Here is a 24,507-nt window from a genome sequence, read left to right as displayed (position 1 = left end):
CTCCTAAACCAGGGCGAAGCCCGCCTCAACCAGCGCAGCGCCTCAACTTCCTCCCCAACCATGTCCTACTACATTCATCCGTACACGCTGTACTCCCGCGGTGCGTTGAATGCGGTGTCGCAGCGGCGGGAGTTTCACGGGGTGCTCATCATGGTGAACGGTGGGGTGGGGTGCCTGCATCCTTGGCCGGAGTTCGGCGATCCGCCGATCAAGGATCAGCTGGACCTGCTGCGGGATGGCGGTACGTCCAAGGTGATCGAGCGCGCCCTGCGCATGGCCGCAGTGGATGGCGAGGCGCGCCGGGCGGGTGTCAGCTTGTTTGAGGGGTTGGAGATTCCGCCGTGTCATTACTCGTGGGATCAAAATCAGCCCAGTGAGCCGCAGATGCGCCGCGTGGTGGAAGAGGGCTGGGGGGCGATCAAGACCAAGGGCTGGAACAACGTGGGCGAGGTGCTGCGCTGGCTGGACAGCTTTGCCGCCAAGGCTGCGGGCTCGGCTGTGAAGCTGCGCGCGGACTTTAACTCCTGCCTGGAGCAGCATCAGTTCCGCAACTTCATGGAATGGATGTCGCCCCGGGTGCGGATGCGGCTCGACTTTGTGGAAGATCCCTTTCCCTATGATCCCGAGGCCTGGGAGGACATGCAACGTCGCTATGAGGTGGATCTGGCCCTGGACAAGGCGCTGCGCGGTGCGGATGAGGGGTTCAACGTGGCCGTGCTCAAGCCCGGGCGACGGGAGTGGCGGGAGATGCTGGACGGCGTGCCGGAGCGCGTGCGGGTGGTGATGACCTCCGCCATGGATCACGCCATCGGCCAGAGCTTTGCCGCGTACGAGGCGGCTCTCGCCTGGCAGCAGGTGGGGGATCGCATGGACCTGTGTGGGCTGGCCACGGATCATCTCTTTGCCAAAGACTCCTTCTTTGAGCGTCTGGGTGCGGCGGGCGGATTGCTCAAGGTGGATCGCAGCGGCACCGGGCTGGGCTTCAATGAGGTGCTGGACAAGCTGGCCTGGCTGAAGTTGTAGGAGTGAACCTTTCCGGCACAGACGACTGATATGCTGCACACGCATCAGGAAAACGACGCCTTCTGGCAATCGGCGCGCTTGCATCTGGCGCTGGCGCCGGGGGAGAATGCGCCGGAGAGACTGGCGGAGATGGCTCAAGCCCGGGCCGACACGGCGGGCTTGTGTTATTTCAAAACTTCCGGGAGCGAAGGCGTGCCCAAGTGGGTGGGCCTCTCACGGGAGGGCATGCTGACCTCGGCACGGGCAGTGAATGAGCATCTGGAGTCCACGTCGCAGGACCGTTGGCTCCTCGCCCTGCCCACCCATCATGTGGGCGGCTGCTCCATCCTGGCCCGTTGCCATGTGAGCCGTGCTGCGTGGACGTTCCTGGAGGGGAAATGGGATGCGACCCGGTTCGCTGCCCAGTGTGCAGCCGAAAAAGTCACGCTGGTGTCCCTGGTGCCGACACAGGTGTATGATCTGGTGGCGGCCCGACTTCCCGCGCCGGAGTCGCTGCGGGCCATCGTCGTGGGGGGCGGCGGCATGAACCGCGAGGTGGCGCTGCGGGCTCTGGAGCTGGGCTGGCCGGTATTGCAGAGCTTTGGCATGACCGAGACGGCGTCGCAGATTGCGACGGAGCCGCTGGAGCATCTGAGAGCGGGCTTTGATCCGGATTCGCTGGAGGTTCTGCCCTGCTGGCAATTGGGCACGGATGAAACGGACCGCTTGACGGTGCGGGGGAGCGCCCTTGCCAGGGGCTACATGGTGCGGCGCGATGGGGCCTGGCAATGGGAGCCAATTAATGCGGAGGCTGGACTGGTCACGCGGGATCGCGTGCAGATCTGGCATCATGGCTCGCGGCAGTTTCTGCGTTTCCTTGGGCGGGAGGCTTCGTTTGTGAAGGTGCTGGGGGAACTGGTGAGCCTGCCTGAACTGCAGGCGAGGCTTGAGAAGATCTGCCTGGAGGAAGGGCTGGCTCCGGCCTCCTGCGTGATCTGGCCCGTGGCCGATGACCGGCAGGAGACGCGGCTGGTGCTGGTGGGGGAGATGAGCGAGGCTGCCTTGGAGAAGCTGCGGGTGAACTTCAATGAAGGTGTGCCAGGATATCAGCGGATGAGTGAGGTGCGGGGTGTGGAGTTTATCCCTAGAACCTCGCTGGGGAAAGTGGATCGTGTGGGGCTGGAGACGTTATTGAGACAGGATTGACAAGATTTTTGAAGGATTAACAAGATTGAGCTCAGGGCGGTCTGGCGACTTCTCAAAACGACCTGTGCCGGAGCAGCTCGGGGAAGAGCTTCGACTGAATGACTGGCTGTGCTACTTCCAGGCGCCAAACGGATTCTCGGGCTGTTCCAGCGGGAACTCCACCCGCTTGCCGCCGCGAACGTGGGAGAGCATCACGGAGGTGATCATCTCCACCGTGAGGCGGCCATCCACCGCGCTGCAGAGTGGTTGGCGGTTCTCCTGGATGGCGGCGATGAGATCGCGGGCGCCTTGTTCGTGACTCATGACGATGTTGCCGATCTTGGCGTTGGGCTCCGGTTCACCCACGCCGGCGGCGGTGATGGGGACCCAGGTACGTGGCTCTGCCACCGGCTGGAACGGATTCCCCAGAAGCAGGTGGGCGAGCGGCGTGTTGTCCACCCGGATGTCGATGATGCCCTTGGTGCCGATGAGTTGCAGCCCGAACCCGACCTTGGCATCGCCGGCGTCTTGGACGGAGTCAAAGTAGATGGGCACCCCGGACTCAGTCTCAAAGCGGGCATGCACGGCATTGCCCGCAATGGCGCTGAAGTCCTCCTTGGTGCGGATGACGTCTGCAGGCGTGACGGGCCGGGAATCGAGGAGTACCTCGGCAGAACAGGCCGTGGGGCGGCCGGTGAAAAAGGTGGCGAGGTTCAGGACATGCGAGCCGAGGATCCACAGGTCCTCCAGACCGCCGCGCCGGTCTTCCTTGCCCCGGCCCCTGAGTTCGAGGAGTCGGCCGATGGTGCCGTCATTGACCAACTGCTTCACCACGGGGAGGGTGGGATGCCAGCGGTTGCGATGGGCGAGGGCCAGTTTCACCCCATGTTTCTCGCAAGCGTTGACGATGTCATCCGCCTCAGCCAGTGAACGGCAGAAGGGCTTCTCCATGTAGATGCCGCGCGCGCCGCTGGCGGCGACCACCAGGGCCATGTCGCGATGCAGGCTCATGGCGGGACATACGGCGACGATGTCAGGTTTCACCTGTGCGATTTCCCGGTAGTCGGCGAATCCGGTGGTGACGTTGAGCTTCTTGAGCGTGGCCTCGAGTCCTTTGGGGTTGGGATCGGCGACGGCGACGATCTCCACCTCCGGGAGACGCAGCCACATGCTGTCCAGGCTGTGGCCGTATTTGCCGTGGTTGCTGTCGCCGAGGACGGCCACGCGCCATTTCTGCGGGGGATTCGCCGCGGTGAGGGCGGTTGAGGCCGTGGTGGCGGCCAAGGTGGTTAGGAAGTGACGACGAAACATCTCGGTAAGAAGTAAAGGGTAAGAGGTAAGTGGTGAGCTGCGGCACTCAGGACTTGGGGATCTTGTTGAGCGTGTAGTGCGCGATGTCGGGCGTGAGGGGCTCGTTGTCGGAAGAGTGGAGACCGGTGACCTGGAGTTCGTGGATGTAACCTTCGCGCAGCGGGGTGACTTTGAGATCGACGGTCAGGCCATCGGGGGAGAGGCTGGCTATGTGGAGAGTGGGTTCCTTCTCATCGATGTCGGGGCCGCCGTACTCGGCATGGTACTCATAGGTGTAGCTGCGCATTTTCCAGGAGGCAGAGTTCAGGGCCTCTCGAGTGACCGGGCGGGTGAAGGTGCAGCGGAAGCCTTCGGGCCGGGCCTCCATGGTGCGCATGGCGAACGGAGTCTTTCCGTTCCAGACGACGCGTTCCACACCGTAGGACTTGCTCCCCACGGAGCTCCAGCCCCGGCTGGTTTCGCCGACAAACAACGAGCCATCCTCGCCAAACTCCAGGCGGAGAACACCGGCCTGGAATCCCTGCATGAAGGGGAAACAGGCACCCTGATACTCTCCCTCCACCTTCTCCAAGTACACGCGGTTCACCCAGGCTTGCGTGAGCTCCCCCACAAAGAACTGGCCGGTGAACGGGCCGAACTTGCCCCCGGTGTCATCGAGAGCGAGGTCGGTGGTGCTCATCCCCATCTTCCGGTAGGGGAGCCACACGGCGGCGGGCTTGTAGATGGGCATGCGCCGGGCGGCTTCTGGGATGGGCACGTTTTCCACGAGCTCGGTCGGCGCGGCAAAAGGTGCTCCCGGCAGGGTGGCGGAGGCAAAGGAGGCGGTGTGCCCGTGAAAGGCACCCTGGCGGATGTGATGAATGCCGCAGGCGGAGTTCCAGTGGCCCTGCTGATCCGTGTAAAAGACATCGCCCGCCTGATTGATGCCAACGCCACAGGGGGAGCGCATGCCGCCAGAGACGGGTTTCCATGAACCGTCGGGGGCGATGCGCAATCCGTAGCCCCGCCAGTTCTTGTCCCGGGTCACGGCATCTCCCATGGTGCAGTTCAGCGTCACCCACATGTTGCCAGCAGGATCGAACTTGGGTCCGTAGGCGTACTCGTGGTAGGCGCCGGAGACCCCCCAGCCCTTGGCCGCGCAGTGGTACTCGTCCGCCACGCCGTCGCCATTCGTGTCCCTCATGCGGGTGACCTCACTACGCTGGCTGGCGTACAGGGCCCCTTCGTGATAGGCCAGACCCAGGGGTTCGTGGAGCGCACTGGCGAAATGTCGCCAGCCCACCTGCCGCCCGTCTGGGGTATAGGGGTGATCGGCGATCCATACCTCACCCCGACGGGTGGCCACCGCGAGCTTTCCACCAGGCAGACACGCGAGGCCACCGGCCTCCAGCACCAGACTCTCTGGTGCTTCCAGGGGAATACGACGATAGTTCTCCTCCGCCGACAAGGTGGGTGGAATGAGGGCGAGCAGCGCGATGCTGCCCAGCAAGGCTGGGAGTAGGGGAAAAGGGGCTACCATCTGATTTCCTCCGTGAGGGTCGCCGTGCCTTCGTGGAATTGCAGCATGATCGGCGAAGTGTCCGCGCCTCCCGAGGCGACACGTATCTTCATGCCCGCGGGCGGTTTGGCGTGAAACTGCACGGGCACGGGTGGAGTGGGACCTCGAACATCCAGACGGCGCACCAAGCCGCCCGATGCAAGAGGCTCCAGGCGATCTTCGATCTGCAACGGCCCCAACTGGTACTCGAACACGGGGACACCCTCCTGGGTGAGGTGGTAGCCACGGAACTCCGGCTTCGCGCCGGGATCCTGGGGCAGGGTGAGGATGCCTGCCTCATCCAGCCTCACCAGGGACTCGCCCAGCGGTTGCTCCATCTTTACGTAGCGTTGATTCCAGGTGCCATCGGCGTCCAGGAACTTCCCGCGCCAGGCCATGGACCAGCGTACCTGCAGCGCGTCGAAGGCGGCGTTCATGCCACCGGGGAATCCCACGGCGATGGCGTGGGTGCCGGTGCCTTTCAAAAAGGTGCGGAAGACCAGCGGCTTCTGCTCCGGAGTGAGCAGGTGCGTGGCCCGGTCCGCCATGCCGGGTGGGGGCAGGCTCTCATCCACCTCGAGGAGATAACGGCGGATGCTGTCGATCTGGCGTTCCGCGGTGCCGCCCGCCAGCGCGGGGTTCATGGGCTTGCCCTGGGGCCAGAAGGGGGGCATGCGCGTGCCGGTGGCGAAGCCTGCGGGGTTCAGAAGAAAATCTCTCATCCACTCTGGGCGCAGGCGCTTGGGCATCTGCGCCAGATCATAGGCACCGATGCCCAGCGAGGGCTGGCCATTGATATCATGACAGACGATGCAGGCGTAGCCCCCGGTGCCGACGAGCTCCCGGCCCCATTCGGCGCGACCGGTGAGGTCTGGGTTCTTTTCCCTGTGCAGGGCATACCGTGGTTCCTTAGCCTGGGCGTCCGCCTTGGCCAGTAGGTCGGGCAGATGTTTGGCCAAGTCATCGCCGAAGTCTGGCATCTTCACCCGCATGTAGGTGCGGACGAGGTCCCTGCCGCGGAGGACGCTTTCCAGCGCGGTTCGCTGAAACTTGCGCCCCACGCCATCCAGGGGAGGAGGGAGCCGACCCAGATCTCCCAGATCGTCCTTGGTGGAGTGGAAATGCCCGGCCACCTCAGGTGTGGGGCCGCCCAGATCGTCGCGGGTGTGGCAGGCGATGCAGTTGCGCTGGAGCAGGAGATGCCGGATGGCGGCCTTCGGGTCCTGCTCAGCCGGAGCCGTGCGGGAGGTGGTGATGGAGGCGCGCAGGGCCTCACGCTGCTCCTCACTGAGTGTGTACTTGGGCACGCCTGCGGTTTGAGAGTCCGCGGGGGCGAGGCAGCCCTGATGGAAATCGGCAAGAGGCGGCACGGGGCGGTCTTCAGCAGGTTTGCCATGGCAGGAGACGCAGCCCAGGGAGTGGTAGGCCTTCCGGCCACGCTGTGCCCGGGCGGTGTCCTGCTCAAAGGGAGGCTCAGCGGGTGGGGGAGCCGGAGCGAGGTAGGCGGCCAGATGAGCGGCGTCCTTTTTGCCCAAGCGCTGATCCGGCATGCGGCCGGAGGGGCGCACCGTTAGGGGGCTCATGAGGAACTTGGCCAGTGCTCCCGGTGCGTATTTTTCACCCAGATTCGTCGGCAGATGGGTGCCATGACAGGCCACGCAGCCGATGGTCTCGAAGACGGTTTTGCCCGTCTTCGAGGAGCCAACAATGGGCTCCACGTTGCGACGTTGTTTGGGACGCAGGCCCATGAGGTAGTGGGTGAGATCCTCCACTGTCTCGGCACGTTGAGGGGCATTCATGCCGGACAGCAAGTCCGGCATGGTGGTGCCAGATTTGACCGCGGAGGGGTCCATGAGGTACTGGCGCAGCCAGGTGGCGCGCAGACGGTCGCCTGCAGCGGAGAGGTCAGGGCCGGCCTTCCAGCGCAAGGATTTGGCGGGGGCAGAGGATGATGCTGCCGCAGGTTCATGACAGGCGGCGCATGACAGTTCGGAATAGAGCAGGGCTCCGGCCTCGGCTGGCTGGAGCGGGGTGCCTGCCTTGCGCAGGCGCTCGTAGGCGGGAACCTCGGCGCAGACTTCTGCTGCGGTGGTGGCGGCGGCCGTCCAGAGGGCCGTGCTGGCGACGATGATCGCGATGCTGGGGAGGAACCTGATCACGGTGTGGGGTTCTGGGAAATGACCTGGAGCTTCACGTTGTCCACATAGTGGGTGCCAAACTGCACCGGACCATCTGGCGCATAGGGCTTGGTGCGGAGGACGGCCAGATGCACCAGCACATACTGGGTCTGGGGCGTGATGGAGACTTCCACGTTGGTACTCTTCCAGGTGAGGTTGCCCTTGAGCGGGAACTTTCTCAATGCCGTGGCAGACCCGTTTTCCCGCACCCAGGGCAGCGTGAGTGGTTGCGGGGCTTCGTTGGGATTGGTCTCCAGCGTGCACAGTTCCACGCTGCAGAGGTATTCCTCATTCTCTGGGTAAGGGGGGGCGTTGAAGCTGGCAGTGAGGCGCAGGAGGGACTGGGTGTCTTTTACCAGATTCCTCACATCCACCAGACGATAAACATCGCCCCAGGCGCTGCGCTTGGCGTCCTCCCCGGAGTGAGTGGCGCTGTTGAAGCGGAGCATGTGACGTCCACCGCGGGGCGAGACATCGTGCTCGGCGGTCACTATCTGGGCGTCATCGCCAGTCCAGAGATCGATGGTGGTGGGGAGGCCGGGCGGCGTCTTCAACTCGGGATGGCGCAGCCGGGCCTGCACGTCGCTTGCTGGCTCAAAGCCCTCGACGAACAGCGTGATGCCCTTTTGGCGCGGATTGGGAGAAACATAGGCCCATACGAGCGTGGCACTGAAGAGTCCCAGCATGAGCCCGGCGGCGGCGGCCGTGGCCAGTGGGCGCCATTGCCGCCAGGGAGATCGGGTGAGGGAGGTCGGGGCGGGGAGCGGTATCGGGGACGGTTCGGCTCGCGTCATGAAGGAGGTGGCATCCGCGGTGGCGCTGAGGGCGAGATCAAGGTGGACGAGATCCAGATAGAGCGTGCGCAGGGCTGCATCCGCCTTTAGCGCGTTTTGCAGGATGGTTGTTTCCTCTTGCGAGGTCTGGCCGGTCATGTAGCGCTGCATGAGATCCAGCCAGTCAGAGGTGGGGGGAGTAGGCTGGGTCATGCGAGGTGGGGGCCTTCCTCTCCCCGGGTCATGGAGCGGCGGACGCACTCCAGCAGGAGCTGGCGGGTGCGGTGCAGCATCTTGTAGAGGGCCATGGGGGACTGGCCACGCTGCTGGGCCAGATCATCCATGCGGGTGCCTTTGGTATAGGCGCTCAGCACAAGCTCTCGTTGAGCGGCGGGCAGCTTCTGTAGGCAGCCCTCCAGGGCATCCTGCTGGGTCAGGTGGCGCTCCTGATGCGTGAGGGACTCATCCGCGAGCTGATTCACCAGGTCGTCGTCAAACACGTGTCGATCTCGACGAAGTTTCTGGAGATGCTTGAGCACTTCCAGCCGGGCCACGCCATAGGCCCATTTTTTGAAGTCTTGTGCCGAGTCGAACTTCTGCCACAGCACCACCAGCACATCCTGCAGCACGGCGGAGGCGTCTTCACGGGAGGGCAACATGGCGCGGATGAACGTGTGCAGGCCCGCCTGGTGCTCGGCTAGGAGACGCAGGAACTGCCCATGCGGATCCGGGGTGGGCGATGGTGAAGCTGAAGGCGGTGGCATAGGGGGAAGGGCAGGGGGAGCCAGGCTCCCATAGAGATAGCCGCCAAAGGGGCGGAGTTTTGCCGGAATATTTTTGGGAAAGGGGATTGGAGCGGGGCAGCAGGTCAGACCGCCACAACTCCTTCGGAGTAGACCTCGTCTCTCTCTTACCCACCGTAGACTCGCTGGAAGCTCGTCAACGTTGGGCTTGGAGCCGAATCCTCTTCGAGGAAGAGCTTCGACCGGCTGACAAGAGACTCGGCTATTGCTACTCTGGGCACGGGGAAGGTTGACCCGGTGGAGAGCCCTTGGCACTGGCGTCTCGTGTTTCTTCGACCGCCCGAGTATTCTTTTTCCCAATTGTCGAAATGCCTTCCGGTGAGTCGTCATCCCTGTGTAGCGCGGTCAGATGAACTGGTCCGCCTCCACTCAAACTCTACCGAAACATCACATGAAGTACGCACTGCTTGTTCATCAATCTCAGGAAGTTTTTGACCGTCGCGATGACGCGGCAGTGCTGGCCGCGGGCAGGGCCTATGGCCAGGCACTGCAGGCGGCGGGTATTTTTGTGGGGGGCGCTGGGCTGGAGTCGCCCCTGGCGGCCACGACCGTACGGGTGCGGGATGGCCAGCGCCAGGTGCATGACGGCCCGTACGCCGAGTCCAAGGAGTTCCTGGCGGGCTTCGGCATCATCGATGTGCCGGATCTGGACACGGCACTGGAGTGGGCGGCGCGTCATCCGGCGGCGGCCTTTGCCTCGGTGGAGGTGCGGCCGCTCATGGGGTCGCATTTCTCTGTTGGCAGCCCGGCGGCAAAGACTGCCTGATCACCCGTATTGCCACCGGCCATGGACGTGTCTGACCCATCACCTGCCGCAGTGCCAGGAGTGCTCGATGAGAAGGCTCATCGAACCATCGATGCCCTCGTGCGACAGTCCTATGGCCGGCTGCTGGCTTATCTCGCAGCCCGTACCCGGGACGTGGCAGGGGCAGAGGATGCCCTGAGCGATGCGCTGGCTACGGCGCTGGAGCGCTGGCCCCGCGACGGGGTGCCGCAGAAGCCGGAGGCGTGGCTGTTGCGGGTGGCGGGCAACCGGATCACGGATGCGATACGTCATCAGCGGGTGAAGCAGAACTCCGAGGCCCACTTGCAACAACTGGCGGAGGAAGTGCGCACGGTGGCCGACGCAGGTGATCCCTTCCCGGATGAACGTCTGAAGCTGCTCTTCGTCTGCGGCCATCCGGCGATCGATCCCGCGGTGCGCACGCCGCTCATGCTGCAAGTGGTGCTGGGGGTGGATGCGGCACGGATTGCCTCTGCCTTCCTCGTGTCTCCCGCCACCATGAGCCAGCGTTTGGTTCGAGCCAAGAACAAGATCCGCGATGCAGGCATCGCCTTCCGGGTGCCGGACCCGCCGGAATGGGAGGAGCGGCTCTCCTTTGTGCTGGATGCGATCTATGCGGCGTACACGACCGGTTGGGAAAGCCTGCTGGAAGCGGGGTCCACTCAGCATGGGCTGGCATGGGAGGCGATTCATCTGGGGCGCACCCTGGTGCAGCTCATGCCGCAGGAGCCGGAGGCGCTGGGGTTGCTGGCGCTCATGCTGCACTGTGAGGCGCGCTGTGCCGCGCGGTATGATGGGGAGGGGAACTTTGTGCCGCTGGATGAGCAGGACACCTCACTCTGGTCACGACCGTTGATGACCGAGGCGGAGGAGTTGCTGCGGCGGGCATCGGGTTTCAAGAAACTGGGGCGCTATCAACTGGAGGCGGCCATCCAGTCCATCCACGCCAGCCGGGCCCATACGGGCAGTCTGGATTGGGAGGAGATTCTGCTGCTCTACGAGGGGCTGGTCCAACTCACACCCGGCATCGGTGCCATGGTGGGGAGGGCGGTGGCTCTGGCCCAGGTGGGCAAGGCGGATGCTGCCTTGGCGGCGCTGGACCTTTTGCCTGAGGGACGCGTGGCAGACTATCAGCCCTACTGGGCGGCCCGCGGCCATGTGCTGGAGATCCTGGGGCGGACTGGGGAGGCTCGTGAGGCCTGCCTGCGGGCCGCCGGTCTGGCCGATGACCCGGGCATGAGAGCCCATCTCTTCAAGAAGGTCGAGAAGTTGGGTGGAAGATAGTCGGCAAGGTCATGCGCGGGCCTCTACTGGGCTGGAGGTTATAGGAAATATATATGCCGGCGGCTGCCGGCTTGGAATCATTGATCCCTGTTTGAATTTATGAATACAGAACTGACATCATCTTCAACGTTGCGCACTTCGGTTGCTGCACCGGCTTTGGCCATCCTCGGCAGTGCGCGGAGCGAGGGCAACACGGCCCGTGCCTTGCAGCGACTCTTTGAGAGCCTCCCCTGCGAGGTGGTGGATCTCAATCAGGTGAGGATAGCGCCGTTTTCCTACAGTCAGCAGTACTCCGACGATGACTTCATTGGCATCATCGAGCAGATGGTGGAGGCACCGCTGATCGTGTTCGCCACGCCCGTGTATTGGTACTCTTACTCGGCACCGATGAAGCAGTTCATCGATCGATTCACGGACCTGCTGTACTCCCGCAAGGATCTGGGCCGCCGGTTGCGGGGGCGGAAGGTGGCGTTTCTCACCACAGGCTATGCCCCGCGGCCAAACGAGGTCATCCAGGCGGCCTTCGGCAGCTTCTGCGACTACCTGGGGCTGGAGCAGGTGGGCATGGTGTATGCGCAGGAAGGGACGGTGTTCTATGATGAGGTGCCAGTGGAGGCAGTGCGAGAGTGCTGCAAGGCGCTGGCGAATGACTCCTGAGGCGGCGTCGGGTGTAGTCCGGTCGTCCCGACCGGCTCAGGCAGCGGAGGGGACAAATGTGTGATATCCGCGAACCTGCTGGCCGGCCTGGCCGTGCTCTGGTCTTTGTCCGAGTGTCCCTTTCAGCGACTGAGCCGATGGGGACCATCGGACTACCCCTGAGGCGGCGTCAGGAGTAGTCCGGTCGTCTCAGGCAGCGGAGGGGTTGTTGATAAATGGCTCAGGTTGAGTTGGTTGCCGTTGTCATTGCGCTGCCGCAAAACACGCCAAAAACATCTGGCGCGTTTTGCAAGTGGTGTGGCGCGTCCTGCTAGTGATAAAAAAGGGGCGGCAGGCTACGGTGGTGAACATGAAAACCAACTCAGTTCACGCCTTTGCTGCGCAGTCCGCCGCCAGTGCTCTTGGTTCCCACAACATCGCCCGCCGGGAGCCGGGGCCCTGGGACGTGGAGATGGAAATTCTCTACTGCGGCGTTTGCCACTCGGACCTGCACCAGGCCCGGAATGAATGGAAAAACACCATCTACCCCTGCGTGCCGGGGCACGAAATCGTCGGCCGGGTGACGCGGGTGGGGCCGAGGTGGAAAAGTTCAAGACGGGCGATCTCACGGCTGTGGGATGCATGGTGGACTCCTGCGGGAAGTGCGACAACTGCCGGGCAGGTCAGGAGCAGTACTGCCTGTCGTACCCCACCTTCACCTACAACGGCGAAGACAAGATCCTGGGCGGGCACACGTTCGGGGGCTACTCCACCAGCATCGTGGTGGATGAGGCCTTTGTGCTGCGGGTGCCGGAGGGCTTGGATCTTGCAGCGACGGCTCCGCTGCTGTGCGCTGGCATCACCACCTACTCACCCCTGCGCCACTGGAAGGTGGGCCCGGGCCAGAAAGTGGGCGTGGTGGGGCTGGGCGGCCTGGGACATATGGGTGTGAAGTTTGCCCGCGCCTTTGGGGCGCATGTGGTGCTCTTCACCACCTCGCCCAACAAGATTGAGGACGGTCTCCGCCTGGGGGCGCATGAGGTGGTGGTGTCCAAGGATGCCAATGCCATGGCCAAGCACACGGGCAGCTTTGACTTCATCCTGGATGCGGTGTCCGCCCAGCACGACATCAATGCTTACCTCAGTCTGCTCAAGCTGGATGGCACCCTCACGCTGGTGGGCGCGCCGGAGGAACCGCTGCCAGTGGCGGCCTTTAACCTGCTGCTGCCGCGCCGCAACTTCTCCGGCTCAGCCATCGGTGGCATCGCGGAGACGCAGGAGATGCTGGACTTCTGCGCCAAGCATCAGATCGTGTCGGACATCGAACTCATCCCCATGCAGAAGATCAACGAAGCCTGGGAGCGTCTCCTGAAGCAGGACGTGCGTTACCGTTTCGTGATCGACATGGCCTCGCTGAATTCATGAACCAGCACTTCCGCATCTCCAATCTCCTGGCAGCCAGGCTGGCAGAGCAGGGGCTATTGCTTCCGGCTCTGCTGAGGCTGGCGGGGCTGCCTGCGGGCTTCTTCGATCAGGAGAGGATCCTGGCCACGACGGCGGAGCTGTTTGCCCTGTACCGGGCCATCGGTGAGATGAGCCCGGACCCGGGCATCGGCCTGAAGCTGGGAGTGGAGGAGCGGATCGAGCGCTACCACCCCACGGCGGTGGTGGCCGTCTGCAGCCGTTCCTACCGGGACGCGCTGCAGCGGATGGCGCGGTACAAGCAGCTGACCTGCCCGGAGCAGATCCGGTTGACGAAGGCAGGGGAGGAAACAACGGTGGAGTTCGTCTTCACGGCGGCAGAGGAAATAGAGCCCGAGCTGCTGGTGGACGTGGCGCTGTCCTGGATCCTCTCTGTGGGGCGTCGGGGGACGGGCGGGCAGATCGTGCCGCTCCGGCTGGAACTGGCGAGACATGCCCAGAACCGCGAGTTGCTGGAGCAGCACTTCGGCTGTCGGGTGCGGTACAAGGCGGGGCGGAATGCCCTGGTGTTTCGCGACCGGGATCTCGACCGGCCCTTCGTGACCCACAACGAGGAACTGCTCGCCGCCCTGGGGCCGCAGCTGGACAACGAACTGGAGGCGCAAACCAAAGGGCTGGATCTGGGCGAGCAGGTGCGGCATTGCCTCAAGCGATCCCTCGCAGGCAGGCGGCCAACCATCCAGGACGTGGCACAGGAACTGGGGATGAGCTCTCGCACCCTTCAGCGTCGGCTGGGTGAGGCCAGTCTCACCTTTCAGAAGCTGGTGGAAGATACCCGGCGGCAACTGGCGCATCACTACCTCCGCCAGAGCACGGTGGAACTCAGTGGCGTGGCCTTTCTGCTGGGCTATGAAGACTCGAACTCCTTCTTCCGAGCCTTTCACGGTTGGGAAGGCACCACGCCGGGTGAGTGGCGGGGGATGGTGGCGCGCTGAAGGGAAGCTCAATGTAGTGCAGAGCTTTAGCTCGGTGTTGGATGACGTGAGTCGCGCGACTGACGCACTAAAGTGCTGAACTACTTTGCTTACAGATGACGCATGGCGTCTGGCAGCGCTGCTCAGGTGCTGCGGTTTTATGAAATCAAAAGGGGTGCCAAAGCGGTGTCAAGCCACCGGCACTCCGAAGACGCTTCGCGCATTTGGCTGTGTTGAGGGGTGTTGTCTTTCCTTTGGCATCGGTGCCGACCATTCCCCTCATAACTCTTAACTCATAACATCTAACGTTTAGCACTTCACTTCTTATGAAAACACGCAAACTTGGAAACAACGGCCTTGAAGTCTCAGCCATTGGCCTGGGCTGCATGGGCATGAGCTTTGGCTATGGTTCGCCGAAAGATACGCAGGAAATGATCGCGCTCATTCGCGCGGCGGTGGACCGCGGGGTCACCTTCTTTGACACGGCGGAGGTCTATGGGCCCTTCATCAATGAGGTGCTGGTGGGCGAGGCCTTGGCGCCCTTTCGTGATCAGGTGGTGATCGCCACGAAGTTCGGCTTTGACGTGGGGTCTGACTTTGGCGGTACTCCTGGTCTGAACAGCCGGCCAGAGCACATCAAGCACGTGGCGGAGGCCTCGCTGAAGCGGCTGAAGGTGGAGGCTATCGACCTCTTCTACCAGCATCGGGTTGATCCGGCGGTGCCGATTGAAGACGTGGCGGGTGCAGTGAAACAACTCATCGAGGAAGGCAAGGTGAAGCACTTTGGCCTCTCGGAAGCCGGTGCGCAGACCATCCGCCGTGCCCATGCGGTGCAGCCGGTGACCGCGCTGCAGAGTGAATACTCTCTGTGGACGAGGACACCTGAGAAAGAGATTATCCCCACGCTGGAGGAGCTCGGCATTGGTTTTGTGCCGTACAGCCCGCTGGGCAAGGGCTTCCTGACCGGCAAAATTGACCAGAGCACCAAGTTTGACAGCGCCGACTTCCGCAACAGGCTGCCCCGATTCACGCCGGAGGCAATGAAGGCGAATCAGGCCCTGGTGGATCTGTTGGGGGCGATGGCGGCGAACAAACACGCCACGCCAGCGCAAATTGCCCTGGCTTGGCTCCTGGCGCAAAAGCCCTGGATCTCGCCGATTCCGGGCACCACGAAACTCCATCGACTGGAGGAGAACCTCGGCGCGGCAGAGGTCGAGTTGACCGCGGACGATCTGCGGGAAATCGAAGTCGCGGCTTCACAGATCACCGTGGAAGGGGCACGGTATCCTGAAGCGCTGGAGGCGCTGGCGGGGAGGTAGGGCCCGATGCGCGGGAGACACAAGACTTGAAGACACAAGACGCAAGACGCAAGACCTGAATGCTGGCGCAAACTTGTACGCTCCCCACTTTCGCTTACTCCATCGGACATGCGCCTGAGCGGGGCTAGGAACCCCCGCCTCCTGTACTCACGAACAAGCTACAAGGTGACCTGGCCGCAGAGTAAAGAAGGCGGGCAAACAACGCCGAAATCCCGTGGCGCTTAGCACTTTTCACCCTGAACTATTAACTTCCGCCTTCGTCAGCCTGTTCTTTCGGGAAGAGGATCTTGCGTTTGTCAGGGCCTCGTCCTGGAGCTTGGCCAGCACATTGGGCAAATGCCGCGGGTGAATTCGCTATGCGAGGAGCAAGTTTTAACCGCAGTTGCATGGGGAGGGAAAGGGGGCACTCTGGCTAGCATGGTTATCCGGGGTGGGCGCGTGACCATGGGGTTGTTTTGCAGAGTTTTGGTACTTTCCGCCTTGAGTTGTAATATGATTGAGGGGAGTCTGCCAAAAAAATGCTTTATACGATGCGATTGATATTTTTCTCTTTAGCACTGGCTTGTTGTATTGTTGTGTCAGGATGTGGTGAATCCCGCAATCGGGCGGAATCATCGGCCGCCTTGTCGGACAGGAACGAGAGCAGTCGCGACACCGGACCGCGAAAGGAGGATGGTCCTGTAGCAGCACTGCCAGCGGCACCAGTTCAGGAGCCTTCCCGTGCATCCGTGGCTGCGTCGGGAACTCCGCCAGCATTCACGCTTACGCCGGAACTCGCGGCTGGTTCGTTGCGGTTGACGATCACCGTTGGCGGGGCTATCCGGCGGTCCTACGGGGCCGTGATCCTCGCCCCGGAATTGTGCGAGCCAGCAGTTCCGCGGCAGGTATCGGGGAGGCTGGCGATGGCCTGGCTTCCGGACTACGATGAAACTGCGCTGCGGGATAGGTCCTGCAAGATCACGGTGCAGCGCAATCTTTTGGTGGATGAGGTACAGCCGAGCTTCATGCAACGCCCCGGCACGCTGGTGAGCTATGATGCGGCATCGCGAATCGCGGTCGTGGCTTTCATGGAGTCCTTTCCCTACAGCCAGGACGGTCAGGTAAAGAAGGCTTCCACCTTCGGAGAGATGTATGCCTTGCTGCCACTGCTTGCCGCTGAGGGAGCCATCGGCCAGCCTGGAACAGGACCGGTACGCATCCCTCCGATCTCGCAAGAACTGGTGAATGTCCGATTGGCGGGAGACAGACTGTATTGCGACAGACTGGCAGAAGTGAGCCAGCAATTGCCCCGGACGATTGCGATCTTAGGGGCAGATGGCGGGCTGGCGGGTTTTGCGATGCCTGAGCAAGATGCAAGCTGGAGGTACCGGCAGGCCAACGTCTCACTTGTGGACATCACGAGAGTGCGTTTCTCTCCTGAATCAGTGCAGACAGGCCCCCTGTCGGGCGACACTCTGCCGCTTAACCTCAAGGGGAAGCTGTTTGACATCTTCAATGACTCGCAATCTTTCAAGGTGGCGTATCGAGTGACGGAGCCTTGGAAGCTAGGGAACCCAGGAACACCCGTGGTTCCCGTGCCGGAGTCAGGAATGCCGCTTGCGCTGGATGGGGCGCAGGAAGTGCCTGTCGACTTTGATAGCCAAGATGGGGAGATGCACTTTTCTCTGAAGCCGCAACTGGCATCAGCGCATACGCAAGTCAGCTATGAATTGCAAGTGGTGGCCCGCAGCAAGGACAACCAGATCATTGGTCGGTCCATCCCGTTCGGAGTAACGATCACTCGGACCGGGGTGGAGTACTCTTGCCACGCTCATGGCATCAAGCATGAGCGGGAGATCGGACAACCCGCTTCTACGGGAAGCAGAGTTGTAGACTCAGTTTCGACGAATCCTTTGACGGTTAATCAAGAAGTGCCGTCGAAGGCGCCCTTGGGGCACGGGGAACTGGTAAGTTTGAGGGCAGAAACGAAGATCACGCGAGTCGTGGCAACGAGGGGTGGTCGCGAACTATTGCTGAAACTGGAGGGGGCTCCGTACTGGAAGCGGCTCTCTCTTGAGAAACGGGATTGGCTGCCGCTGCCCGCGGAGCCACTGGAAGAATGCAGGGTGGCGGGGAACGAGGAGTCCCTCTTTGTCTTGGTGCCAAAGGAGCGCCGCCTGACCCGGTATGATGCTGCAACCCTTCAGCGTGAAGTCAGCATCCAGATTCCCGAGCATCTGACGCCGGTCCGGTTGGCGGCGGGGGCGGTCTCCACTCATGGGCCTATAGCGCTCGTTTGCGAGGAGAGTGTTTTTGCTTGTGACCCGAAGACATTGGAAATGGCTTTCACTGGATTGCCGAGTGGCTCCCGCCGATCTCTTGTTGGTGACAGAATTGACCATGTTCTCTCGGGTGATGGGCGGTGCCTGTTGACTCTGAATGGTAGCTCAATCTCTACCTCAGAAAACTACGAGGACTACTACCGGGGCTTTAGGGGACGCCCTGGATACGGCCAGTCGGCTGGCAGCAAGGGAACGGTGTCTCCCTCGATCATCTGGGATCATTTTCACGTGGAAGTGCCGCTGCCAAGTGGGGCGAAACGCAAGCTGCTTGTGCGGGCCACTCAAGAGAGCTCCTTCAGCTTGTCGGAGACAGTTCGGCCCTTGCTGGAAGCGCCTCTTTACGTGACTCTGCAAAAGGCCCAGCCGCAGCTGCCGCCGCTGCCGACCGTCCTTACACTTTACTCGGTGATTGATCAGGCTCTGGTCTGCAGTGTGGCCACCCAAGAGTTGACGGAGATGAGTAGCGGGAATTTGGAATTGTCGGTGGGAAGTGTGTTTTTTGATCCGTACAGCCGGTCGGTGGCCATTTGGGGTCACGACGGCAATGTGACCGTACGACGACTCAAGCAGAGGGATCTGGCGGCAACTGATGCCCCGATCTTGCTAAACTTTCCCGACGGGGTGGCGGCCAGGGGCAGGAAGTACTCGTTTGCTCCGGAGGTGCTTGGGCCTCCGGGATGGAAGCTACAGGTGGCACCCCTGATGCAGGGTATGCAGATGGATGAGCGGGGCAGGTTGACCTGGGATGTGCCAGCGGCATTTGTTCCCAGCAAGGTCGAGTTGAACTTGAAACTCGTGGGGCCCACTGGAAAGGAGGGCACTCAGTTTAGGCATACATTGATGATTGGCGGTGTGCCGCCATTGGTGGCTTACCCAGCGGTGCAGGGCGGTTCAGACATGGCGTCAGCTGTGGCGAAGATTGCGTCAGGGGAGGCTACGCCTCCTGACTTCGTGCACTTGGAGTCCTGGATTTACAACAGTCCGCGCCGTGTCGTGGACATGTCTTCAGGGCTAAATGAGTACGTGACGCTTCGCATGGAAGACGGGACTTTGGAGCTCTACTCGACAAAGGATCGGCGAGTGGTCGGGAGTTACCGCCCGTCGGCGAAAACGGGGCTCTTTCTGGCGGGAGATTATGTGCTGGCATATGAACCTGCGGTCACTTCTCTGACGCGACTGTCTCTGCCGGATTTTAAGCCAGAGCTTACGGTGACGGTTCCAGAGAGGGCGCCTCTGAAGGGGCTGGCAGTGGGAACGCAGCCGGATAGCCCTGTCTCCCTGGTCTTGGATTACAGCAAGGCGGCGGGCTTCAATGGGAAGAAGATGGACCAATTTCGTCTGGTAGTGTTGGAGAATACGACCCTGACCAGGGGAAACAAGTGGGCGCAGCCGTCGTCCGAGACAAAGGGGACGACGGAGTGGCTGGCCGGAGAGGGTTTCGGACAGGCCTACTGGCTCCTGACTGAGGTGCCGGTCCAGATCCCCTGCTCAGCGGATGGGCGGGTGCTTTGCCTGTCGTCGGGCCAGGCGATAGTTTCCCCAAGCCTGACAACAGGGGTTTCGTATGCCCAGGGTGCGAGGGTGGGGAACTTGGGGCAAAATTTAAGTCTATACAATGTAGAATCGAGTGCCCAATTGCAGGCTTCGCCAACGGGGGACAGGTTGTGGGTGGGGAGTTCAATGTTCATTGGTGCCAGGTGGCTGGGGTTTGACAATCCGGGCAGGCGAGATGCGGCCTACAGCAGGTGTGGCAACTATGTCGCGCTGGCAGGGGAAAAAGAAGGGGACGTAATTTCCTTAGTCTGTCCGGATCATTCCCGCACACTGATGACCCTCCACAACATTGGTGTGCTCAGGATTGATGACGCTTACGGATCCTACAGTGAGAATGGCACCCGGGTGTTGCCCTGCGGTGATCGTAACCTCATCGTGGTGCGAAATCACAAAGGCAGCATGCTGCAGTTTATCAAATGCGATCTGCCGGCGGTGTTAAAGCAATCGGCACCAGAGACGGTCGTGGTAACTTCCCATGCGATGCCCTTTGCGGCACAGGGCCGTCAGATGGAGTACAAGATCACCGTCAACAACCCTGAGGCTGTGGCGACGATGCGCCTTCGTGACACTGTGACTGGTGCCGCGGTGAGCGCTGGTGGTGTTTTCACCTACCGCGCCCCCAACATCATGAAGGAGGCTTTGGCATTGACCATTGTGGTGGAGATCGTGATGAAGGACGGCACGGTGATTCCGCACGAGTTTCCGCTCAACGTGATCGCCTATCGGGGGAGTTGAAAAATTGAGCGGTCCAACCTACTTCAACTGTAGGCGCCTAGAACTTGATGCACGTTCTTGATCGCCATGTTGTCTTCGCTCACGGCGGCACTGCGCCGCTTCACATCCTTGTGTAATGGCAGGGATCCCAGCCGGAGTTTTCAACCACCTATGAAAATGTACGTTAGTCTGACCAGAATGTTAGTGATGTTGGCGGTCTTGACGCTCGGGACAGGGCTCAAGGCCTCGGATGACGCTGCCGTTGCCGGATTGTTGGCTCAAATATCTCAGGCTGTAGGGCAACGCTGGACCGTCCACTATGACGTAACGGACAAGCTGATAACGCTAGCTAGCCACGACGGGGTGGTGGGGGTGCAGTCTGGGCTTAACAGCAGTCTGATGGCTGATGATACTCCTTCCACCTTGCTTTTGTACATTGCTCCAAAAGTTGACGAGAAAGACTGGGTGGAAAAGTGGAAAGAGATCAATCGAGAAGTGGGAGAACTGCGCGCAAAGGCCGCTCGGGAGCTCCCGAAACCCACTTACAGGCTTGATTTCAGAATGTTCGCTCCGGTAACGGAGGCTGAATGGAAGTTGAAATTGGAGTTGCAACAAATCGAACGTCAACACCGGCTGTTTCCAACTCACCATTGGAAAGATCTGGGGATCGTCGTGATCGAAACGTACGTGGTGGTTCCAATCGATCCCGATGATGAGACTGCTAAGAGGATTCGCCAGGATGTAGAGAGGGTGAAGGGGCTTTTGAAGGCATACCCTTCGAAGGCTCTCCATCCGGGGGAGGTCATCGCTTCTGGGCGATGTGACTAGACTCAAATCGCCGATGTTGCATCGTTCCATGCGAAGATTGTGAGCCACCACAAATCATGCGGTGGCCCATACATCCCCGCAGGTGAGCACTTATTTCACCAAATCCCCCAGCAGCAGCAACCCACCCAGATACCACACGTTGTCCTGATACTTCGCCGGGTTCTTCTCCAAGTCCGGGACATTCTTCGGGAAGAGGATTTTGCGCTTGTCGGGAGCCTCGGCCAGGAGCTGGGCCTTCACGTGGTGGCGGCCTTCGGGGGCGCCGGTGAGCAGCAGGGAGGTGGCCAGTCGGTGGTAGGTGCAGTGGGCATCGATGCGGGCCAGCTTCTTCGGAGGCAGGGCGTCCACCGTCACTTCCAGTTGTCCGCCATCGGGTCCCACGAGGTCATAACCGGCCACGTGTGAGCCCTCGAACTCAAACTCAAGCACCGCATCCGGGCCGGTGGCCTTCCACATGCCGGGGAGGCGTTGTTGATAGCCTTTGCCGATGGGGTGGGTGGGCATGTCGATCTTCGTCCAGCTGCCTTTCAGCATGTTCTGGGTGATTGGCACGAGCTTGGCCTTTTCCCAGTTGTCTGCCCGCAGGGGCGCGATGAGGGCGTGGGGCTTGGCACCGGCACCTTTCTCGGCAATGACGGGCCAGGCGCGGGTGATCGCCTGCAGGTAGAGCTCATGCCCGGTCTCCACATGAGGGTGCACGCCGTCTTCGGAGAAGATCATCGGTGCGCCGGGCTGGGCAGGGCCTTGGGGCTTGGGAGCCTTGAAGATGAGTTTGCCCTCCTTCTCCAGGCTGGCCACGCCGACGCCGAAGTGGATGCTGGGAATCTGGTAGTGGTCGGCCACGCCCTCCATGGCGGTGGCGGAGCGGGAGGCCTTGCCGGCCTTCAGGTCATTCAGGAAGGGCTCGCTCAGAGTGTACACAAAGCAGATGTCTGTGGCGGGATCGACCTTCCAAGTCTGGCGGACGATGCCCTCCATGCACTTCTGGATGCGGGCCGGTTCAGCTCCGCCATCGTTCACGGCGAACTCCACGAACATGAGGTCCGGCTTGTGATCCAGCACGTCCCGCTGCACACGGAACACCCCGAGGTCAGACCCCGTGCCCCCGATGGCGGCGTTGATCTCCGTGAGCTGGGCCTTGGGGAACTTCTCCTGGAGCCACTTGAGGGACTTCACGCGCCAGCCCGGCGCGGCGGTGATGCTGCCGCCCAGGTAGCCCACCTTCACGGGCTGACCGGCCTGGAGCTTGGCCAGCACATTGGGCAGACCGCCGCGCGGGGTGACCTCGGCCGCCTCGCGGAGGACCGGGGGCGATTCTTGGGCGGAAAGATAAGGCAGCGTCAGTAGGGAGGCGGTGCAGCCGGTGATGAAGGAGCGGCGGATGAGGTTCATGAAATGGGAAGCAAAAGGAGAGGGCTGAGCGGGAAGGTAGGAAAGGAAATTACGCCATGCGAGGAATAAATCTTCACCGCAAACACATGGCGTGGCAGGGGCCTGCAGTGCCTCCCGTCAGGAGAGGGGGCCCCGGTAGCTCTGATGGCGCACTTCGCTGCGCCACGCGATCATCTTCACCTTCACCTAAACTATTGCCAATGGAAAGAAGGGGAGGTTTTCGCCTGCATTGCGAGACGCTGCCAACCTTGACTTTGCGTTGAGCGATGTGCCTCGAGGCTGCATTGTCTTGATGATCAATTGTCGCAAGTTTAAGGAAAAAAAGTAGTCCCCGGCAGCATTTTCAGGTTGTCGCCTCTAGGGGGACGCGGTACGCGGAAACATGATTTTCCCCCGCGGATTCGGATCGTCACGCGCTGTCCGTTATGGTCTGATTGCATTGCTCGTCATTTCCTCAATGCTGGCAGGGACATCATTGCTGTTGAGTCCGGTGAAAGGACGTCCTTTGACTCTTGAGGAGTTCCGTGAAGGGAAGGTAGCCGGGGCGGTGTTCACCCGGCTCTCCAAAAAGGAATTTGGGAAAAAACGGTATGGGCTTGAACCGGGTGTGTGGGTTTCAGGAAAGCGGGCGATGGAAGTGGGGGCCGTGGATGAGCTGTCACGGGCCAACGAGCCTGCCTTCCGCGTGAGGGAGGGTAACGCGCTCTATATCAACGAATCTCTTCGGAAGTTGCTGTCCTCCGGGAGTGGGGATGTGGTCCTGGCGCTGGATCTGCCCGGGGCGGTCATGCGGACGGCCCACCTGGGTGGTTCGGCGTTTCTGCTTCTAGGCATGCTGGCGCTAATGCGGCATATGGGAAAGGGCCAGGCTGTGGGGGCGCCTGTCTCACAGACAAAACGTCTGCATGCCCTGGATTCCCTGCGGGGTGTGGCGGCGATGTGCGTATTTCTGTTCCATGCCTCGGGAGTGATGTTTCCTGGATCCTGGTTCACGCTGGGAAAAGTGAACACTGAGTACGCTGTGCCAGCGGTGGCAAAATGGATCATGACCCCGCCTTTCTCGTTGGTGTTGAATGGGGAACTCATGGTGCACATCTTTTGGGTGTTGAGCGGCTTTGTGCTGGCGCGGCCCCTGCTTAAGAAGGCCTCTTTTGACTTGGTGGCGAAGGCCACCGCGAAGCGATATTTCCGGCTGCTGCCGCTGCCTTTCATCACGACAGTGGCTTCTTTTTTCCTGTATACCTCTGGCGGGTTTTTCACCGGCCATTTTAATGATCTGTCCCGCTTTGACTCCGGAATGTTCACCATCGGGATGGTCCCGATGACTTTCACGAGCATGTTGTGGGAGGCGGTATTTTTGGGACGAGGATTCAACGCACCGCTGTGGACTGTTCAGCTGGAGCTGGTCGGATCTCTTGCACTGTTTGGCCTGATTGCCTGCACACTGTCGATGGCCCGGCGCGAACTCGTTTGGGGGGCGGTCCTTGCGGTGATGATGTTTGTTTGGCCGCAGAAGTTCATGGTGGATTTCCTGGCGGGGCTCTTCATCGCTGCACACTCCCTGCGCCGCCCGGATTTTCGCCTGGGGGGCGGTGTGGCTCTGCTGGTATTGGCAATGGTGGTCGCCATCGGGTCTATTCATATGTCCCGGGATCTCTCAGGGACGTGGTTCGCGTGGTATCCGTCACTCGGGGTGTGGCCTCTCCACATTGCGGCGACCTTGGCGGTGGGGCTTGCGCTGTATTCCCAGGCTGCCATCACCCTGCTCTCCTGGCGACCACTTGTCTGGTTGGGGGAGCGCTCCTTCGCGCTCTATGTCGTCCACGCGTTGACGCTCCATACGGTGGGGCAGGGCGTCGCGGTCGTTTTCATGAAGATGGGCTTGGCTCCCGTAGCGGCCTCCACGCTGGGGCTTGGATTTTGTGTGATGGCAACGTTCTGGATCTCGGATCTGCTCACCCGCTGGGTAGACTGGCCCAGTGTGAACTTTTCCAATCGGGTGGGCAATTGGCTCATGACCGCCCAGGTTAAGACGGAGTCTGCCGCGGAAGATGTCGTGAAAGAGGGGCTGGTGCCATCGAAGGAGTTGCAAGGAGAGATGCCGTGCAGCCGGTGAAGAAGGAGCGGCGGACGAGGTGCCCAGGCGGTGCCTGGCCACGCCAGGAGATCCACCGGTCCATTCAGGAAACAACTTTCATTGCGATGGGGGCACCTGCGGCAATGGTCGCTCCTACCTGACGAGAAAGTGAGGCATTCAGGCTTGAGTTGTGCTTTGGGAGGGTTGTAGCTTGGTAAAAATTCCCCCGATCTCATGCGATTGACGTCTCCTGCCCTGGTGGCCGCTGTTTGTTTCGTCCTTACAGGATGTGGTGATTCCCGCAAGCCGGCCGAGGTGGGGCTGGATCAAAATGAAACTACCCCCGTAACCAGCGAGGGAGCAGGTGCTACTGCGGTCCCTGCGGCTCCGGCACCTGCTGCACCGGAGCCTACG

Annotated in this window: 16 protein-coding genes and 2 pseudogenes; 12 read left to right on the top strand and 6 right to left on the bottom strand. The window is 61.5% G+C overall.

Features of this window, described 5'->3' with window-relative positions; genetic code table 11:
- Nucleotides 1–60: 60 nt before the first annotated feature.
- Together BV106_RS27960 and BV106_RS27955 are read left to right on the top strand one after the other, a co-directional pair.
- Nucleotides 61–1,023 carry an enolase C-terminal domain-like protein gene (locus BV106_RS27960; RefSeq protein ID WP_038170298.1) on the top strand — a complete coding sequence of 321 codons (963 nt, stop codon included), beginning with the start codon at nucleotides 61–63 and terminating at the stop codon, nucleotides 1,021–1,023.
- Between the two features lie 30 nt (nucleotides 1,024–1,053).
- Nucleotides 1,054–2,208, top strand: a complete 1,155-nt coding sequence (locus BV106_RS27955) for an AMP-binding protein (RefSeq protein WP_038170297.1) — start codon at nucleotides 1,054–1,056, stop codon at nucleotides 2,206–2,208.
- 111 nt (nucleotides 2,209–2,319) lie between these two features.
- On the opposite strand, the gene BV106_RS27950 is transcribed toward BV106_RS27955, so the two are convergent.
- Genes BV106_RS27950 through BV106_RS38935 form a run of 5 tightly spaced genes read right to left on the bottom strand, consistent with a single transcriptional unit; the run spans nucleotide 2,320 to nucleotide 8,749 of the window.
- Nucleotides 2,320–3,498: a Gfo/Idh/MocA family oxidoreductase gene (locus tag BV106_RS27950; protein WP_038170295.1), complete on the bottom strand. Its 1,179-nt coding sequence runs from the start codon at nucleotides 3,496–3,498 to the stop codon at nucleotides 2,320–2,322.
- Nucleotides 3,499–3,544: 46 nt separating this feature from the next.
- Nucleotides 3,545–5,017 (bottom strand): hypothetical protein, encoded by a 1,473-nt coding sequence (locus tag BV106_RS27945; protein ID WP_038170293.1) that lies wholly within the window; start codon nucleotides 5,015–5,017, stop codon nucleotides 3,545–3,547.
- The gene (locus tag BV106_RS27940) at nucleotides 5,011–7,194 is read right to left on the bottom strand and encodes a c-type cytochrome (RefSeq protein WP_038170290.1); all 2,184 of its coding nucleotides are present in this window, start codon (nucleotides 7,192–7,194) and stop codon (nucleotides 5,011–5,013) included. The genes BV106_RS27945 and BV106_RS27940 overlap by 7 nt, the downstream gene beginning before the upstream one ends.
- Complete coding sequence (locus BV106_RS38940; RefSeq protein WP_038170288.1) at nucleotides 7,191–8,198, bottom strand: hypothetical protein; 1,008 nt, start codon at nucleotides 8,196–8,198, stop codon at nucleotides 7,191–7,193. Before BV106_RS38940 ends, BV106_RS27940 begins: the two co-directional genes overlap by 4 nt.
- The gene (locus BV106_RS38935) at nucleotides 8,195–8,749 is read right to left on the bottom strand and encodes a sigma-70 family RNA polymerase sigma factor (protein ID WP_038170287.1); all 555 of its coding nucleotides are present in this window, start codon (nucleotides 8,747–8,749) and stop codon (nucleotides 8,195–8,197) included. The genes BV106_RS38940 and BV106_RS38935 overlap by 4 nt, the downstream gene beginning before the upstream one ends.
- Before the next feature lie 430 nt (nucleotides 8,750–9,179).
- Between BV106_RS38935 and BV106_RS27925 the strand changes: the two genes are divergently transcribed.
- The 8 genes and pseudogenes from BV106_RS27925 to BV106_RS27890 all read left to right on the top strand — a co-directional run bounded on the left by BV106_RS27925 (nucleotide 9,180) and on the right by BV106_RS27890 (nucleotide 20,624).
- Nucleotides 9,180–9,554, top strand: coding sequence for a YciI family protein (locus tag BV106_RS27925; protein WP_038170545.1), 375 nt, complete (start codon nucleotides 9,180–9,182; stop codon nucleotides 9,552–9,554).
- 21 nt (nucleotides 9,555–9,575) lie between these two features.
- The gene (locus tag BV106_RS27920) at nucleotides 9,576–10,856 is read left to right on the top strand and encodes a DUF6596 domain-containing protein (RefSeq protein ID WP_081892347.1); all 1,281 of its coding nucleotides are present in this window, start codon (nucleotides 9,576–9,578) and stop codon (nucleotides 10,854–10,856) included.
- Nucleotides 10,857–10,955: 99 nt separating this feature from the next.
- The gene (locus BV106_RS36360; protein ID WP_081892346.1) at nucleotides 10,956–11,513 is read left to right on the top strand and encodes an NAD(P)H-dependent oxidoreductase; all 558 of its coding nucleotides are present in this window, start codon (nucleotides 10,956–10,958) and stop codon (nucleotides 11,511–11,513) included.
- A gap of 349 nt (nucleotides 11,514–11,862) precedes the next feature.
- A pseudogene (locus BV106_RS27910) lies at nucleotides 11,863–12,917 on the top strand (NAD(P)-dependent alcohol dehydrogenase).
- Nucleotides 12,914–13,909 carry an AraC family transcriptional regulator gene (locus BV106_RS27905; protein WP_038170284.1) on the top strand — a complete coding sequence of 332 codons (996 nt, stop codon included), beginning with the start codon at nucleotides 12,914–12,916 and terminating at the stop codon, nucleotides 13,907–13,909. Before BV106_RS27910 ends, BV106_RS27905 begins: the two are co-directional and overlap by 4 nt.
- A gap of 305 nt (nucleotides 13,910–14,214) precedes the next feature.
- Nucleotides 14,215–15,207 carry an aldo/keto reductase gene (locus BV106_RS27900; RefSeq protein ID WP_038170281.1) on the top strand — a complete coding sequence of 331 codons (993 nt, stop codon included), beginning with the start codon at nucleotides 14,215–14,217 and terminating at the stop codon, nucleotides 15,205–15,207.
- 728 nt (nucleotides 15,208–15,935) lie between these two features.
- Nucleotides 15,936–19,817, top strand: coding sequence for a hypothetical protein (locus BV106_RS27895; protein ID WP_265596148.1), 3,882 nt, complete (start codon nucleotides 15,936–15,938; stop codon nucleotides 19,815–19,817).
- 150 nt (nucleotides 19,818–19,967) lie between these two features.
- Nucleotides 19,968–20,624 (top strand): hypothetical protein, encoded by a 657-nt coding sequence (locus BV106_RS27890; RefSeq protein ID WP_038170278.1) that lies wholly within the window; start codon nucleotides 19,968–19,970, stop codon nucleotides 20,622–20,624.
- Nucleotides 20,625–20,714: 90 nt separating this feature from the next.
- Here BV106_RS27890 and BV106_RS27885 read toward each other — a convergent pair whose 3' ends face one another.
- The gene (locus BV106_RS27885; protein WP_051946424.1) at nucleotides 20,715–22,016 is read right to left on the bottom strand and encodes an SGNH/GDSL hydrolase family protein; all 1,302 of its coding nucleotides are present in this window, start codon (nucleotides 22,014–22,016) and stop codon (nucleotides 20,715–20,717) included.
- A 490-nt stretch (nucleotides 22,017–22,506) separates the two neighbouring features.
- Here BV106_RS27885 and BV106_RS27880 point away from each other — a divergent pair, with 490 nt between their 5' ends.
- Nucleotides 22,507–24,132 (top strand): acyltransferase, encoded by a 1,626-nt coding sequence (locus tag BV106_RS27880; protein WP_265596147.1) that lies wholly within the window; start codon nucleotides 22,507–22,509, stop codon nucleotides 24,130–24,132.
- A gap of 195 nt (nucleotides 24,133–24,327) precedes the next feature.
- Nucleotides 24,328–24,507 (top strand): annotated as a pseudogene (locus BV106_RS38930) (hypothetical protein); the annotation flags it as partial.

It is taken from the genome of Verrucomicrobium sp. BvORR106 (genome assembly GCF_000739655.1).
GTDB lineage: Bacteria > Verrucomicrobiota > Verrucomicrobiia > Verrucomicrobiales > Verrucomicrobiaceae > Verrucomicrobium.
Note: the sequence above shows the minus strand (reverse complement) of the source record. Positions and strands in the feature narration are given on the sequence as shown.

What these genes read in the sequence shown, in the direction of transcription:
- BV106_RS27960 (WP_038170298.1), top strand. Translation starts at nt 61, where the DNA reads ATGTCCTACTACATTCATCCGTACACGCTGTACTCCCGCGGTGCGTTG.
- BV106_RS27955 (WP_038170297.1), top strand. Translation starts at nt 1,054, where the DNA reads ATGCTGCACACGCATCAGGAAAACGACGCCTTCTGGCAATCGGCGCGC.
- BV106_RS27950 (WP_038170295.1), bottom strand. Translation starts at nt 3,498, where the DNA reads ATGTTTCGTCGTCACTTCCTAACCACCTTGGCCGCCACCACGGCCTCA.
- BV106_RS27945 (WP_038170293.1), bottom strand. Translation starts at nt 5,017, where the DNA reads ATGGTAGCCCCTTTTCCCCTACTCCCAGCCTTGCTGGGCAGCATCGCG.
- BV106_RS38940 (WP_038170288.1), bottom strand. Translation starts at nt 8,198, where the DNA reads ATGACCCAGCCTACTCCCCCCACCTCTGACTGGCTGGATCTCATGCAG.
- BV106_RS38935 (WP_038170287.1), bottom strand. Translation starts at nt 8,749, where the DNA reads ATGCCACCGCCTTCAGCTTCACCATCGCCCACCCCGGATCCGCATGGG.
- BV106_RS27925 (WP_038170545.1), top strand. Translation starts at nt 9,180, where the DNA reads ATGAAGTACGCACTGCTTGTTCATCAATCTCAGGAAGTTTTTGACCGT.
- BV106_RS27920 (WP_081892347.1), top strand. Translation starts at nt 9,576, where the DNA reads ATGGACGTGTCTGACCCATCACCTGCCGCAGTGCCAGGAGTGCTCGAT.
- BV106_RS36360 (WP_081892346.1), top strand. Translation starts at nt 10,956, where the DNA reads ATGAATACAGAACTGACATCATCTTCAACGTTGCGCACTTCGGTTGCT.
- BV106_RS27905 (WP_038170284.1), top strand. Translation starts at nt 12,914, where the DNA reads ATGAACCAGCACTTCCGCATCTCCAATCTCCTGGCAGCCAGGCTGGCA.
- BV106_RS27900 (WP_038170281.1), top strand. Translation starts at nt 14,215, where the DNA reads ATGAAAACACGCAAACTTGGAAACAACGGCCTTGAAGTCTCAGCCATT.
- BV106_RS27890 (WP_038170278.1), top strand. Translation starts at nt 19,968, where the DNA reads ATGAAAATGTACGTTAGTCTGACCAGAATGTTAGTGATGTTGGCGGTC.
- BV106_RS27885 (WP_051946424.1), bottom strand. Translation starts at nt 22,016, where the DNA reads ATGAACCTCATCCGCCGCTCCTTCATCACCGGCTGCACCGCCTCCCTA.